This window comes from Rhizobium sp. N324 (assembly GCF_001664485.1).
Taxonomy (GTDB): domain Bacteria; phylum Pseudomonadota; class Alphaproteobacteria; order Rhizobiales; family Rhizobiaceae; genus Rhizobium.
In genome coordinates, this window is the sequence record NZ_CP013630.1 from 3,255,217 (window position 1) to 3,270,211 (window position 14,995).

At 62.9% G+C, this 14,995-nt stretch carries 10 protein-coding genes; 6 read left to right on the forward strand and 4 right to left on the reverse strand.

Annotated features, from left to right (window positions below):
- The first annotated feature begins 194 nt into the window (after positions 1-194).
- The gene (gene carB, locus AMK05_RS15665) at positions 195-3,683 is read left to right on the forward strand and encodes a carbamoyl-phosphate synthase large subunit (protein ID WP_064839888.1); all 3,489 of its coding nucleotides are present in this window, start codon (positions 195-197) and stop codon (positions 3,681-3,683) included.
- A 115-nt stretch (positions 3,684-3,798) separates the two neighbouring features.
- On the opposite strand, the gene AMK05_RS15670 is transcribed toward carB, so the two are convergent.
- A complete protein-coding gene (locus AMK05_RS15670; protein ID WP_064841400.1) occupies positions 3,799-5,250 on the reverse strand; it encodes a UdgX family uracil-DNA binding protein in 1,452 nt (483 codons plus the stop codon).
- Complete coding sequence (locus AMK05_RS15675) at positions 5,250-6,482, reverse strand: putative DNA modification/repair radical SAM protein (RefSeq protein ID WP_064839890.1); 1,233 nt, start codon at positions 6,480-6,482, stop codon at positions 5,250-5,252. The genes AMK05_RS15670 and AMK05_RS15675 overlap by 1 nt, the downstream gene beginning before the upstream one ends.
- 264 nt (positions 6,483-6,746) lie before the next feature.
- On the opposite strand from AMK05_RS15675, the gene greA reads away from it, so the two are divergent.
- Together greA and AMK05_RS15685 are read left to right on the forward strand one after the other, a co-directional pair.
- Positions 6,747-7,223, forward strand: coding sequence for a transcription elongation factor GreA (gene greA / locus AMK05_RS15680; RefSeq protein WP_049736238.1), 477 nt, complete (start codon positions 6,747-6,749; stop codon positions 7,221-7,223).
- A 27-nt stretch (positions 7,224-7,250) separates the two neighbouring features.
- On the forward strand, positions 7,251-8,309 hold the full coding sequence (locus tag AMK05_RS15685) for a glycosyltransferase family 4 protein (RefSeq protein ID WP_082935675.1): 1,059 nt from the start codon (positions 7,251-7,253) through the stop codon (positions 8,307-8,309).
- Positions 8,310-8,520: 211 nt separating this feature from the next.
- Here AMK05_RS15685 and AMK05_RS15690 read toward each other — a convergent pair whose 3' ends face one another.
- Positions 8,521-9,855, reverse strand: a complete 1,335-nt coding sequence (locus AMK05_RS15690; protein WP_064839895.1) for a dicarboxylate/amino acid:cation symporter — start codon at positions 9,853-9,855, stop codon at positions 8,521-8,523.
- A 222-nt stretch (positions 9,856-10,077) separates the two neighbouring features.
- On the opposite strand from AMK05_RS15690, the gene AMK05_RS15695 reads away from it, so the two are divergent.
- Both AMK05_RS15695 and AMK05_RS15700 read left to right on the forward strand, forming a co-directional pair.
- The gene (locus AMK05_RS15695) at positions 10,078-11,949 is read left to right on the forward strand and encodes a sensor histidine kinase (protein ID WP_064839897.1); all 1,872 of its coding nucleotides are present in this window, start codon (positions 10,078-10,080) and stop codon (positions 11,947-11,949) included.
- Positions 11,950-11,953: 4 nt separating this feature from the next.
- Complete coding sequence (locus AMK05_RS15700) at positions 11,954-13,303, forward strand: sigma-54-dependent transcriptional regulator (RefSeq protein ID WP_064839900.1); 1,350 nt, start codon at positions 11,954-11,956, stop codon at positions 13,301-13,303.
- Positions 13,304-13,309: 6 nt separating this feature from the next.
- Here the strand turns inward: AMK05_RS15700 and AMK05_RS15705 are convergent, their stop codons facing one another.
- Complete coding sequence (locus AMK05_RS15705; protein WP_003581087.1) at positions 13,310-13,777, reverse strand: Lrp/AsnC family transcriptional regulator; 468 nt, start codon at positions 13,775-13,777, stop codon at positions 13,310-13,312.
- A gap of 231 nt (positions 13,778-14,008) precedes the next feature.
- Between AMK05_RS15705 and trxB the strand changes: the two genes are divergently transcribed.
- Positions 14,009-14,983 carry a thioredoxin-disulfide reductase gene (gene trxB, locus AMK05_RS15710; RefSeq protein WP_064839902.1) on the forward strand — a complete coding sequence of 325 codons (975 nt, stop codon included), beginning with the start codon at positions 14,009-14,011 and terminating at the stop codon, positions 14,981-14,983.
- Positions 14,984-14,995 lie beyond the last annotated feature (12 nt).

The following is a 14,995-nucleotide window of genomic DNA, read 5'->3' on the forward strand; positions in this document are numbered from 1 at the left end:
GGGTAGTCGCTCCTGACGAAATAGTCTTCCGCACCATGTTGGATTCCTGTCGATTCCGCGATTTATGGGGTTCCGTTTGCAAATACATTTGCCTATAAGCCGCTTCTAGCCTGAAAAGACCTCAATGCGCGACCCGACCCGGTGATCTCCCACCCTGGCCGGCTTTTTGCGCAGCCAGATAGTGGATATCGCCCATGCCGAAGCGCCAAGACATCAAATCGATCCTCATCATCGGCGCAGGACCGATCGTCATTGGCCAGGCATGCGAGTTCGATTATTCCGGCACCCAGGCCTGCAAGGCACTGAGGGAGGAAGGCTACCGCGTCATCCTCGTCAATTCCAACCCGGCGACGATCATGACCGATCCAGGCCTTGCCGACGCCACTTACGTCGAGCCGATCACCCCGGAGGTCGTCGCCAAGATCATCGCCAAGGAGCGCCCGGATGCGCTGCTGCCGACCATGGGCGGCCAGACGGCGCTAAATACCGCGCTTTCGCTGAAGCGCATGGGCGTGCTCGACCGCTACAATGTCGAGATGATCGGCGCCAAGCCGGCCGCCATCGACATGGCCGAAGACCGGGCGCTGTTCCGCGAGGCGATGGCCCGCATCGGATTGGAAACGCCGCGCTCGATGCTGGCGAATGCCACCGACATCAAGGACCTCGACCGCAAGACGCACGAAGCCGAGCGCAGCAAGCTGCGCGAGAGCCTCTCCGGCCCGGACCTCGACAAGGCGCTGGATGAACTGGAAAACCAGTGGAACCTCGGCGAGAGCGATCGCAAGCAGCGCTACATGAACCACGCCGTGGCGATTGCCGCTCAGGCGCTCGATCATGTCGGCCTGCCGGCGATCATCCGCCCGTCCTTCACGTTGGGCGGCACCGGCGGCGGCATCGCCTACAACCGCTCGGAATTCTTCGAAATCGTCGGCGGCGGCCTCGATGCCTCGCCGACGACCGAAGTGCTGATCGAAGAATCGGTGCTCGGCTGGAAGGAGTATGAGATGGAGGTCGTCCGCGACACGGCGGACAACTGCATCATCATCTGCTCGATCGAAAACATCGATCCGATGGGCGTCCACACCGGCGATTCGATCACCGTCGCCCCGGCGCTGACGCTGACCGACAAGGAATACCAGATCATGCGCAACGCCTCGATCGCAGTGCTGCGCGAGATCGGGGTCGAGACCGGCGGCTCGAACGTCCAGTTCGCCGTCAATCCGAAGGACGGCCGCCTGGTCGTCATCGAAATGAACCCGCGCGTCTCGCGCTCTTCGGCGCTCGCTTCCAAGGCCACCGGTTTCCCGATCGCCAAGGTCGCCGCCAAACTCGCCATCGGTTATACGCTCGACGAGTTGGACAACGACATCACCGGCGGCGCAACGCCTGCCTCCTTCGAACCGTCGATCGACTATGTCGTCACCAAGATCCCGCGTTTCGCCTTCGAGAAATTCCCCGGCGCCTCGCCGGTGCTGACGACCGCGATGAAATCCGTCGGCGAAGTGATGGCGATCGGCCGCACCTTCGCCGAATCGCTGCAGAAGGCGCTGCGCGGCCTCGAAACCGGCCTGACCGGCCTCGACGAAATCGAGATCCCCGATTCCGAAGAAGGCGAATCCAGCCACAACGCCATCCGCGCCGCGATCGGCACGCCGACCCCGGATCGCCTGCGCATGGTTGCCCAGGCGCTGCGTATGGGTCTCAGCATCGAAGAGGTGCATGAGGGCTGCAAGATCGATCCGTGGTTCATCGCCGAACTCAAGAACATCATCGACATGGAGGCCCGCATCCGCGAGCATGGCTTGCCTGAAGATGCGGCCAACCTGCGCATGCTGAAGGCGATGGGCTTTTCCGACGCCCGTCTGGCGACGCTCGCCGGCAAGCGCCCCAAGCAGGTCGCTGAACTCCGCAACGGCCTGAACGTCCGCCCGGTCTTCAAGCGCATCGATACCTGTGCGGCCGAATTCGCCTCGCCGACCGCCTATATGTATTCGACCTACGAGACCCCCTTCGTCGGCGCCGCTCGCTCGGAAGCCGAAGTATCCGACCGCAAGAAGGTCGTCATCCTCGGCGGCGGCCCGAACCGCATCGGCCAAGGCATCGAGTTCGATTATTGCTGCTGCCATGCCGCCTTCGCGCTGAAGGATGCGGGTTACGAAGCCATCATGATCAACTGCAACCCGGAAACCGTCTCGACCGACTACGACACGTCGGATCGCCTGTATTTCGAGCCGCTGACGGCCGAGGACGTGATCGAGATCCTGCGCGCCGAGCAGGAAAAGGGCGAAGTCGTCGGCGTCATCGTCCAGTTCGGCGGCCAGACGCCGCTGAAGCTTGCCGAGGCGCTCGAAAAGAACGGCATCCCGATCCTCGGCACCGCGCCCGACATGATCGACCTCGCCGAGGACCGCGACCGCTTCCAGAAGCTGCTGATGAAGCTCGATCTCAACCAGCCGAACAACGGCATCGCCTATTCGGTCGAGCAGGCCCGCCTGGTCGCCGCCGAGATCGGCTTCCCGCTGGTCGTGCGCCCGTCTTACGTTCTCGGCGGCCGCGCCATGCAGATCCTGCATTCGGAGGGCCAGCTGCAGACCTATCTGCTCGACACGGTTCCGGAACTGGTGCCCGAAGATATCAAGCAGCGTTATCCCAACGACAAGACCGGCCAGATCAACACCCTTCTCGGCAAGAACCCGCTGCTCTTCGACAGCTACCTCAGCCACGCCATCGAAGTCGATGTCGACTGCCTCTCTGATGGAACCGACGTCTACGTCGCCGGCATCATGGAGCATATCGAAGAAGCCGGCATTCATTCAGGTGACAGTGCCTGCTCGCTGCCGCCGCGTTCGCTGCCCGTCGACCTGCTCGACGAACTCGAGCGCCAGGCAAAGGCGATGGCCAAGGCGCTCAATGTCGGCGGCCTGATGAACGTCCAGTTCGCCATCAAGGACGGCATCGTCTACGTTCTCGAAGTCAATCCGCGCGCCTCGCGCACCGTGCCCTTCGTCGCCAAGACCATCGGCGCGCCGATCGCCAAGATCGCCGCCCGTGTCATGGCCGGCGAAAAACTCGATGCGACCTTTGCCGCCTACGGCCAGAAGCCCGATCCACGCAAGCTCACGCATATCGCCGTCAAGGAAGCCGTCTTCCCCTTCGCTCGCTTCCCCGGCGTCGACACCCTGCTCGGCCCGGAAATGCGCTCGACCGGCGAAGTCATCGGCCTCGATACCGATTTCGCGCTGGCCTTCGCCAAGTCGCAGCTGGGCGCCGGCGTCGAACTGCCGCGTGACGGCACGGTCTTCGTCTCCGTGCGCGACGAGGACAAGGTGCGCGTGCTGCCGGCGATCCGCATTCTCGTCGAACAGGGCTTCAAGGTGCTGGCAACCGGTGGCACCGCCCGCTTCCTCGGCGAAAACGGCATCACCGCCACCAAGATCAACAAGGTGCTCGAAGGCCGTCCGCATATCGAGGACGCCATCCGCAACCGCCAGGTCCAGCTCGTCATCAACACCACCGACGGCAACAAGGCGATCTCGGATTCGAAATCGCTGCGCCGCGCGACGCTGATGCAGAAGGTGCCCTACTACACGACGATGGCCGGCGCCGAAGCCGCCGCCCAGGCGATCAAGGCGCTGAAGGCCGGCAATCTCGAAGTGCGGCCGCTGCAGAGCTACTTCGCCTGAGGTTGAAGCAATTCCAGCAAATCTGCGCCCGCGGTTTTGCGTCCGGAATTGCGCAAAAAACAAAGAACAGCGTCACCGCTCGATGAGCGGTGACGGGACTTAAAGCGGAATCACTTTATCCGGCTGACGTCATAAGCCGATGAATCTCCAACATATCCTGACGAAAGCGCGCCATCTCCTCCACCTTCAGCCGCTCGTCGGGAATGCGCAGAAGATAGGAGGGATGCACCGTCACGAAGAGCGTGCGCCCCCCTTCGATCGCCATCGCCGTTCCCCTGACGTCCTGCAGGCGCTCTTTCATATCGGTCAGCGCCGCAAGCGCCGTCGCCCCCATGGCGACGATCAGCTTCGGCTTGATGAGTGTCAGCTCCTGATCCAGCCACCAGCGGCAATGTTTGACCTCGCCCATATTGGGCTTCTGGTGAATGCGCCGCTTGCCGCGCGGCTCGTATTTGAAATGCTTGACTGAGTTGGTGACGTAGACCATCGAACGGTCGATGCCCGCCTCCGCAATGACCTGATCGAAAAGCTTGCCGGCCGGACCGACGAAAGGGCGTCCTGCAATATCCTCCTGATCGCCCGGCTGCTCGCCGACGAACATCACCGCCGCATCGCGCGGCCCCTCCCCGAACACGGTTTGCGTGGCCTTGGCGTGAAGCGGACAGCGGGTGCAGGCGGCAGCCTCGGCGCGCAGGGCTTCCAGCGTGCCGGCCGGCGCTTCGGGTTCTGTGGGAAGGTTGCGCGCCGCCTGCTGCAGCCGGTCGTGAAAGGGCAGCGATTGCGTTGCCTCCCTTGCCGCCATCTCCCGCACCTTGCTTTCGGCCGATGCGATCAGACCCGGAATGAGATCGGCCTCCGGGAGGTTCTTCCAGTATTTTTTCGGCATTTCCGCCTGCATCGCCTTCAGCTTCAGCCGCGCCGGATTGAAGATGCTCGCATAATAGGTGCGCCAGAGATCGTCGGTGGCATCGGTGAGATTGGGCTTCTCGCACGGCGCGTCGTTCATCGTCAGCCTTTCGCCATCCCAGGCCGCCGAGCCCTTGGGCGTGGCGATCAGCCAGTCCATGTCGGTAAAGCGCCTCTGGAAAAAAGGCGCGGTACGCCGGACAATATGATGGTCCGGCTCGAACCAGGCGATGAATTTTCGCCGTCCCGAGGAAACCGCGCCGACCTCCTTGAAGCGGACGAAAGCCGTCATCTTGTGGGCGTCGCGATGCACATTTTTTGCCATCAGCCGGGCCCGCACGACATCCTCGTCGGAGGCCACCTCAAGCAGTTGCCGGTCCAGCTGCAGCCGCCAGAGCAGCCGGTAAAGCAGCGAGAAGCGCGCCGGGTCGCAATGGCAAAGCACGGTCTCCGCAAGCTCGATAAAGGCCGGCGGCACCGTCATCGGCTTGCGTGTCACAGGCGCCGGCGGCATGGCGTCGCGTTGGAATGCAAGATCGGCCTCCGCGCTTTTTTCCCGCCAGTCGATCTCCTCGGGCAATATGCCGGCGGCCGCGAAGGCGCGCGCGGCATCACGCCATTCGGCAAGGTCGCCCCGTCCTGCAAGCACGACCCGGCGCATCATAGCAACGACAATTGTTCAGGCTTCGGCTCGAACATGGCGCGAAGGTCCGGGCGGTCGATCAGCCGGCGCGGCGACCAGCCTTCCGCCGAGATGAAGGACTGTACCTTCTTGATAGAAATGCCGAGCCGCGAGAGATCGTCGAGCCGCAGGCGGCGAAAACGGCGGGCCGAAACGATCGATTTGACGGTTTTGGTGCCGAGACCGGGCACGCGCAGCAAGCGTTCCCGCTCGGCTTTGTTGATGTCGACCGGAAATTCGGCGCGGTTGGCGAGCGCCCAGGCAAGCTTCGGGTCGAGGTTCAGATCGAGCATCCCGTCCGTCTGGCTGGCGGTGATCTCGTCGATGCCGAAACCATAGAACCGATAGAGCCAGTCGGCCTGATAGAGCCGGTGTTCACGCATCAGCGGCGGCTTGATCAGCGGCAGGTTTTTCGACGAATCCGGGATCGGGCTAAAGGCGGAATAATAAACGCGCCTCAGGCCGTAGCTGCTGTAAAGCCGGCCGCTGGTCGCAAGGATCGTCGCATCACTCGCGCCGTCGGCGCCGACAATCATCTGCGTGCTCTGGCCGGCCGGCACGAAGCGCTGACGCTTCTTCGTGCGCAGCGTCGGCTCGCCTGCGGCCTCGATCTTCAGCCTCAGATCGCCCATCGATCGGCGGATATTGGCAGGCTTCTTTTCCGGCGCGAAACGGCTGATGCCGTTATCCGTCGGCAACTCGATATTGAGCGACAGGCGGTCGGCAAACAGCCCCGCCTCCTCGATCAGCCGCGGCGACGCCTCGGGGATCGATTTCAGATGGATATAACCGCGAAAATTATGCGTCACGCGCAATTCGCGGACAATGCGGACCATCTCTTCCATCGTGTAATCGGAAGAGCGGATAATGCCCGAGGACAGGAACAGCCCCTCGATATAGTTGCGCCGGTAGAATTCCAGCGTCAGCCAGATGACTTCCTCGGGCGTGAAGCGCGCCCGTTCGACATTGCTTGACGAACGATTGACGCAATAGGCACAGTCATAGATGCAGAAATTCGTCAGCAGTATTTTCAGAAGCGAAATGCACCGCCCGTCCGGCGCATAGGCATGACAGATGCCGGATCCCTCGGTCGAACCGAGCCCGCCGCTTGTTCCCGAATCGCGTTTCACCGTGCCGCTGGAGGCGCAGGAAGCGTCATATTTGGCGGCGTCTGAAAGGATTGCCAAGCGTTCTGTTAGCGACTTCTTCATTAGTGTGTTCACTATATGTTCTAACGCGCAAAGTCAACCACGGTCATCCCGCCTTGGCCGCGTTTTCGGCGGGACACTGGCTGTCGGGGCGGCTTGCATTTCATTCATGCGAATTTTCTGGAAATCGGCCTTGGCGATCTGCTATAAGCACTTAACTAGGATTGTGGCACGGTTCCGAAGCTCCCCTTCGGGACCTGTTTTCTTTTGTGTGTGCTGGACTGCGTCAAGCAGGGCTGGCGGATACAGGGAGTGAAGGACAGAAAAATGGTTGATAAGGTACCGATGACACAGGGTGGTTTCGTCAAGCTGCAGGAAGAGCTGCGCTGGCGTCAGCAGGAGGAGCGCCCGCGAATCATCGAGGCGATCGCCGAAGCCCGTGCTCATGGCGACCTTTCCGAAAACGCCGAATATCACGCCGCCAAGGAAGCCCAGAGCCACAATGAAGGCCGCATCAGCGAGCTGGAAGACCTGACGGCGCGCGCGGAGGTCATCGACCTCACCAAGATGTCGGGCGACAAGATCAAGTTCGGCGCCAAGGTGAAGCTCGTCGACGAGGACACCGAGGAAGAAAAGACCTACCAGATTGTCGGCGACCAGGAAGCCGACGTCAAAGCCGGCCGCATCTCCATTTCCTCTCCGATTGCGCGCGCGCTGATCGGCAAGGAAGTCGGCGATTCCATCGAGGTCAACGCGCCGGGCGGCTCCAAGGCCTACGAAATCCTCCAGGTTTCCTGGGGCTGATCGCCCGCCACAGACGAGACCCATCCCTTGCCTGATATGCGTGACGTCGAGATCATCGCGCCCAATTTCAAGCGCCGGCTCTCCGGCGTCACGTCGACCATCGTCCAGCTCATCCCCTGCCAGATCCGGCTCGGCGTCAGGATCGCAACCCTCGGCCCCGGCCTGCCGGAAGACCTGCCGAAGCTGCGATGGTCGCAGCTCCTTGGTCTCTGGCGCCCGCCGGCCCGCCGGCGCCGGCGTGTCTGGCACGCCCGCCGCAACAATGAGATGGCGGTCGGCATCCTGCTTCGCCATCTCCTGCGTATGCCGCTGAAGCTGGTCTTCACCTCGGCCGCGCAACGCCGCCACACCGCCTACACGAAATGGCTGATCCGCCGCATGGATGCGGTGATCGCAACCAGCGACCGGTCCGGCTCCTTCCTCGAGGTACCGCACGCCGTCATCCAGCACGGCGTCGATCTCTCCCTGTTCCACCCGCCGGAAACGGCGGAAGACGGTATTGCTGCGACCGGCCTGCCCGGCCGCCACCTCGTCGGCTGTTTCGGCCGCGTGCGCCATCAGAAGGGCACCGATCTCTTCGTCCGGGCGATGATCGAACTCTTGCCGCAGCACCCCGAATGGACGGCCGTCGTCTCCGGCCGGGTAACGGCGGAGCACACGGCCTTCGCAGACAAGCTCAAGGCCGATGTCGCGGCGGCTGGCCTCGGCGACCGTATCCTCTTCCTCGGCGAAGTGCCCGATATCAAGGTCTGGTATCGCCGCCTGACGCTTTACGTCGCCCCTTCCCGCAACGAGGGTTTCGGGCTGACGCCGCTCGAAGCCATGGCGTCGCGGACGGCGGTGGTGGCATCGGACGCCGGCGCCTATGCCGAACTGATCGCCGAAGGCGAGACCGGCTCGGTCGTCGTCGCCACCGATGGCGAAGCACTGACACGGGCGATCGCGCCCTATATCGCCGATCCCGGTCTGGCGATCGCGCATGGCGAGAATGCCCTGCGCCACGTCAGGGCGAATTTTGCCCTGGAGAAGGAAGCAACCGCCATCGGCGCCATTTACGACCGTCTTCTTAGCGACAACCGCGGCTGAGCGGAGCGAGAAGCGGCCTGTTGAAAAGGACAGCCACCCCCTCCTCCGTCATGCTCGGGCTTGTCCCGAGCATCTGCCTCCGGTCGATAGGGCAGCAGATCCTCGGCACAAGGCCGAGGATGACGTCGAGTAGAGAACGGGATCTATTGACAAGCGAACGGCCCGCCGGATGACGGGCCGTTGCAAATATCCGCGACTAGCGAGTGGCTGATTATTCCGCCGGCTGAAGTCCGCCGGCCGGAGCCGTCTCTTCTGCCTGGCCGCCCAAGGCTCTGGCAAGCTGCGCCGTATCCAGTTCGTTTTCCCAGCGCGCCACGACGATCGTCGCCACGGCATTACCGACGAGGTTGGTCAGCGCCCGGCATTCCGACATGAAGCGGTCGATGCCGAGGATGAGCGCCATGCCGGCAACCGGCACGGAAGGCACGACGGAAAGCGTGGCGGCAAGGGTGATGAAGCCGGCGCCGGTGATACCGGCGGCACCCTTGGAGCTCAGCATCGCCACCAACAGCAGCAGGATCTGGTCACCCCAGGAGAGATTGATGCCGGTTGCCTGGGCGATGAACAGCGCCGCCAGCGTCATATAGATGTTGGTGCCGTCGAGATTGAAGGAATAGCCCGTGGGGATGACGAGACCGACGACCGAGCGCTTGCAGCCGGCCTTCTCCATCTTGTTCATCAGGCCCGGAAGGGCGGCCTCCGACGACGACGTGCCGAGCACCAGCAGCAGCTCTTCCTTGATGTAGCGCAGCAGCGCCACGATCGAGAAGCCGTTATAGCGGGCGACGGCGCCGAGAACGACGAGAACGAAGAGCAGCGAGGTGATGTAGAAGGTGCCGATCAGCATGGCGAGATTGGCGATCGAGCCGATGCCGTACTTGCCGATCGTGAAGGCCATGGCGCCGAAGGCGCCGATCGGGGCGGCCTTCATCAGGATGGCGACGAGCTTGAAGACCGGAGCCGTCAAGGCGTTGAGGAAATTGACGACCTGCTCGCCCTTTTCGCCGACCATGGCGAGCGCGACCCCGAAGAGCACCGAGAAGAACAGCACCTGCAGAATGTCGCCATCGGCAAAAGCGCCGACGATCGTCGACGGAATGATATTGGTGAGGAAGCCGACGATGCTCTGCTCATGCGCCTTGGTGGCAAAACTGGCGACGGCGGCAGGATCCAGCGATGCCGGATCGATGTTCATGCCGGCGCCGGGCTGGACGACATTGGCGACGACCATGCCGATGACGAGCGCCAATGTCGAGAAGGTGAGGAAGTACAACATTGCCTTGCCGGCGACGCGGCCGACCTTCTTCAGGTCGCTCATGCCGGCAATGCCGGTCGCCACCGTCAGGAAGATGACCGGGGCGATGATCATCTTGACGAGCTTGATGAAGGCATCGCCGAGCGGCTTCAACTGGGCGCCGAGTTCGGGATAGAAATGGCCGAGAAGGATACCCGCGGCGATAGCGGCGAGAACCTGAACGTAAAGATGGGAATAAAAGGGCTTCTTGCCCTTGCTCTCTGCGACTGCATCGAATGGTGCTGCGATCATGATGTCCTCCTTAAGGCTCGTCCGAACAACTCCGGCCTCCCGAGCCGTTCGCTTCAATCCAACAGCTCAGCCGTTGTTGCCTTCTCCTTCGCAATCACCGTGCCAGTTTGACGTCATCGAATTAAGCAATTGATTTCACATAGTAAAAAAATCTTAGCTCATTGCCGGCTCGTTAAGAAATGCGGAAGTCCGCACAAATCCCTTTGCAACCAGTGCAGAAAAATGCACAAATCCGCCATGTCCCTGTCCCTGTCATCGCTGTGGCCTTCCCTGCCTCTGCGGCACCGCATCCGCCGGATGTGGTGGGCCTATGCGGTGATCGCCCTTGTCGCCGTCGCCGCAAGCCTGTGGGCAAGCGGCGAGATCGGTCGCCGCCAGGCCGAGACGGCCCTCGAAGAGCAGGCCCGCACCGATGCCAGGCTGAATGCGGCATTGCTGCGCACGGTTCTCGAAAAATACCGGGCGCTGCCCTTCGTGCTGTCGCAGGACACGGCACTCGCCGCAGCGCTGACAGGAAACGATGCCGCCACGTTCGGTGAGCTCAGCCGGAAGCTGGAAACGCTGGCGGCGGGCACGAAGGCTGCCGTCATCTATGTCATCGACAAGGACGGCATGGCGGTTGCGGCCAGCAACTGGCGCGAACCGACGAGCTTCGTCGGCAACGACTATCGTTTCCGGGAATATTTCCAGGGCGCGGTCGCTGCAGGACAAGCCGAGCGCTTCGCGCTCGGCACCGTCAGCAAGAAACCCGGGCTCTATATCTCCGAGCGGATCACCGGCAGCAATGGGCTGCTCGGCGTCGTCGTGGTCAAGGTGGAGTTCGACGACGTCGAGGCCGACTGGAATGCGAGCGACGCACCGTCCTACGTCACTGACGACCGCGGCATCGTCCTCATCACCAGCATTCCCTCCTGGCGGTTCATGACCATCGGCCGGATCGCCGAAGACCGGCTGACGGCGATCCGCGAGAGCCTGCAATTCGGCGATGCGCCGCTTCAGCCGCTGCCGCTCGATACCGTCCGCAGCCTTGGCGACAGGCTCGACGTCGTAGAGATCGTCATGCCGGGCGGCGCCGGAAAAACCAGATTTCTCGATGTCGGGATGCCGGTTCCAGCCACCGCCTGGCGTTTGCAGCACCTCGTGACGCTCGGACCATCCGTGGACGCTGGCGTTCGCGAAGCCCGCATGCTGGCATTGCTCACGCTCTTGCCGCTGCTGGCGGGCGCGGCCTTCCTGCTGCGCCGCCGCCAGACGGTCACCCTGAAGATTTTCAGGGAACAGCAGGCGCGGGAGGAGCTGGAACGGCGCGTTGCCGAACGGACGCTCGATCTCAGCCAGGCGCGCGACCGGCTGCAGGCCGAGATCATCGGCCACCGGAATACGGAGCAGAAGCTGCAGGCGGTGCAGCAGGATCTGGTGCAGGCCAACCGGCTGGCGATCCTCGGTCAGGTTGCCGCCGGCGTCGCCCATGAGATCAACCAGCCGGTGGCGACCATCCGTGCCTATGCCGACAATGCCCGCACCTTTCTCGACCGCGGTCAGACCGCTCCTGCCGGAGAAAATCTCGAAAACATCGCGGCGCTGACGGAGCGCATCGGTTCGATCACCGACGAGCTGAAGACCTTCGCCCGCAAGGGCCGCGGCGGCGCCGAACCGACCGGCTTGAAGGACGTGATCGAGGGCGCCGTGATGCTGTTGCGCAGCCGCTTTGCCGGCCGCATGGACACGCTCGACATCGACCTGCCGCCGGCCGACCTGCAGGTCATGGGCAACAGGATCCGCCTCGAACAGGTGCTGATCAACTTGCTTCAGAACGCGCTTGAAGCCGTGGCGCCGAAGGCCGACGAGGCGCGCGTCGAGGTCAGGACGTCAAGCGAAGGGGACATGGTGGCGCTGACGGTCGCCGACAACGGCCCCGGCATTTCGCCGGAGATCCGCAAGGGCCTGTTCACGCCGTTCAACACCTCTAAGGAAAGCGGCCTCGGCCTCGGGCTGGTCATCTCCAAGGATATCGTCGGCGATTACGGCGGCCGGATGGAGGTCGACAGCGACGGCAGCGGAACCCGGTTCGTCGTGCATTTGAGGAAGGCTTGAGATCATGACCACAGTGATGCCGGTTGCGCTGATCGACGACGATAAGGATTTGCGCCGCGCCACCGCCCAGACGCTCGAGCTCGCCGGATTTTCCGTTTCCGCCTATGATGGTGCGAAGGCCGCTCTGGCCGACCTGCCCGCCGACTTTGCCGGCCCCGTCGTGACCGATATCCGCATGCCGGAGATCGACGGATTGCAGCTGTTTGCCACGCTGAAGAGCATGGACGCCGACCTGCCGGTGATCCTGATGACCGGCCATGGCGATATTCCGATGGCCGTGCAGGCGATCCAGAACGGCGCCTATGATTTCATCGCCAAACCGTTTGCGGCCGACCGGCTGGTTCAAAGCGTGCGTCGCGCCGGCGAGAAGCGGCGGCTTATCCTGGAAAACCGCATGCTGCGCAAAGCGGCCGAGGATGCGCAGGAGAATTCGCCACTGATCGGCCAGACGCCGGTCATGGAAAATTTGCGGAAGATTCTGCGCCACATCGCCGATACCGATGTCGACGTGCTCGTGGCCGGCGAAACCGGCAGCGGCAAGGAAGTCGTGGCCCAGATCCTGCATCAGTGGAGCCACCGCCGGAAGGGCAATTTCGTGGCGCTGAACTGCGGGGCGCTACCCGAAACCGTCATCGAAAGCGAGCTGTTCGGCCACGAGGCCGGCGCCTTTACCGGCGCCCAAAAACGCCGCACCGGCCGCATTGAACATGCAAGCGGTGGCACGCTTTTCCTTGACGAGATCGAGAGCATGCCGGTCGCCACCCAGGTCAAGATGCTGCGGGTGCTGGAAATGCGCGAAATCACCCCGCTCGGCACCAATGAGGTGCGCCCGGTCGATCTCCGCGTCGTCGCGGCCGCCAAGATCGACCTCGGCGATCCCGAGCTGCGCGGCGATTTTCGCGAGGATCTCTATTACCGGCTGAATGTAGTGACGATCTCCATTCCGCCGCTGAGGGAGCGCCGCGACGATATTCCGCTGCTGTTTTCCCACTTCGCCGCCCGCGCCGCCGAGCGCTTCCGCAGAGAGGTGCCGGAGCTGTCGCCCGGGATGCGCCGCCACTTTGCCTCGCACGCATGGCCGGGCAATGTCCGCGAGCTCTCGCACTATGCCGAGCGTGTGGTGCTGGGCGTCGAAGGCGGCGCAGCCGCACCCGTCCCTGCCCAGCCGACCGGCGGCGGCACCCTGCCCGAACGGCTGGAACGCTACGAGGCGGAGATCATCCGCGAGGCGCTCACAGCCAATGACGGCGACGTGCGCAGCACCATTGAGGCGCTCGGCATTCCGAGAAAGACGTTTTACGACAAGCTCCAGCGCCACGGCATCAACCGCGGCGGCTATACCGCACGCAAATAGACGGTTTCAGACTTCCACCAGTCCCAGCTTCTTCACCTGCCGGATCGTCAGCATGGTGCGCACGGTATCGACATGTTCGTTGGCGGTCAGCACCTCGATGACGAAATCCTGGAAGTGGGTGAGATTTTCAGCCACGCAATGCAGCAGGAAATCGCTGTCGCCGGAGACCATCCAGGCCTGCCGCACCAGCGGCCATTCGGTGGTGGCGGCGGCAAAGGCCTTGAGATTGCCTTCCGACTGATGCTTGAGGCCGACCATGCAGAAAGCGACGAGATCGAAGCCCAGCCTCGGGCTGTTCAGCATCGCATGGTAGCCCTCGATGATGCCGGCTTCCTCGAGCTTGCGCACCCGGCGCAGGCAGGGCGGCGCCGAAATGCCGACGCGATCGGCAAGCTCCACATTGGTCATGCGGCCATCGGCCTGCAATTCCCGGAGGATCTTTATATCGATGACGTCGAGTTCGGCGCGACCCACATCATTGCCTTTCTTTAATTCTCCGCGGGGAGCTTCTATATAAAGCGGCGGAATACGCAAGAATGTTTCACGCCGATGACGGATTCTTGCACATCCGGGTGATTTGCCTTGTTGGTAACGCAAGGCTGCCCTTGAATAAAAGCATTGGACGTTCATAAATGGCGCAGGGACCGCGAAACGGCCGCAATCGCCACTTAGCCGCCGCCCTCCCGCCAGTCGAAAGGAAATGACATGCCCGCCCGCCACACGAAGGTGCTCATCATCGGTTCCGGACCCGCAGGCTATACCGCCGCGGTCTATGCCGCGCGCGCCATGCTGAAGCCGGTTCTGATCGCCGGCCTCGAACAGGGCGGCCAGCTGATGATCACCACCGATGTCGAGAACTATCCGGGCTTTGCCGATCCGATCCAGGGCCCCTGGCTGATGGAACAGATGCTGCAGCAGGCAAAACATGTCGGCGCCGAGATCGTCAACGACCTGGTGACCGAAGTCGACATGAACCAGCGTCCCTTCGTCGCCCGCACCGACAGCGGCCAGGTCTGGACCGCTGACACGCTGATCATCGCCACCGGCGCCAAGGCCAAATGGCTCGGCATCGAGAGCGAGCAGCATTTCCAGGGCTTCGGCGTTTCGGCCTGCGCCACCTGCGACGGCTTCTTCTATCGCAACAAGGATGTGATCGTGGTCGGCGGCGGCAACAGCGCCGTCGAGGAGGCGCTCTACCTCTCCAACATCGCCAAGTCGGTGACATTGGTCCACCGCCGCGACTTCTTCCGGGCCGAGAAGATCCTGCAGGAACGCTTGTTCTCCAAGGAGAACGTCAAGGTACTGTGGAACACCGAAGTGGCCGAAATCACCGGCACGCCGGCCAAGCCCCCGATGCCGCAATCCGTCACCGGCGCGCGGCTGCGCGACACCAGGACCGGTGTGATCACCGAGATGCCGATCGACGGCGTCTTCGTCGCCATCGGCCATGCGCCGGCAACCGAACTTTTCAAGGACAAGCTGAAGCTGAAGGACAACGGCTATCTCTGGACCGCGCCGGATTCGACCGCGACCAGCCTCGAAGGGGTCTATGCCGCCGGCGACGTGACCGACGATACGTTCCGCCAGGCGATCACCGCCGCCGGCCTGGGATGCATGGCGGCACTGGAAGCCGAGCGCTATCTGACGAGCCACGTGCCCGTCGCCGTGGCAGCGGAGTAGGATCGGCATGAG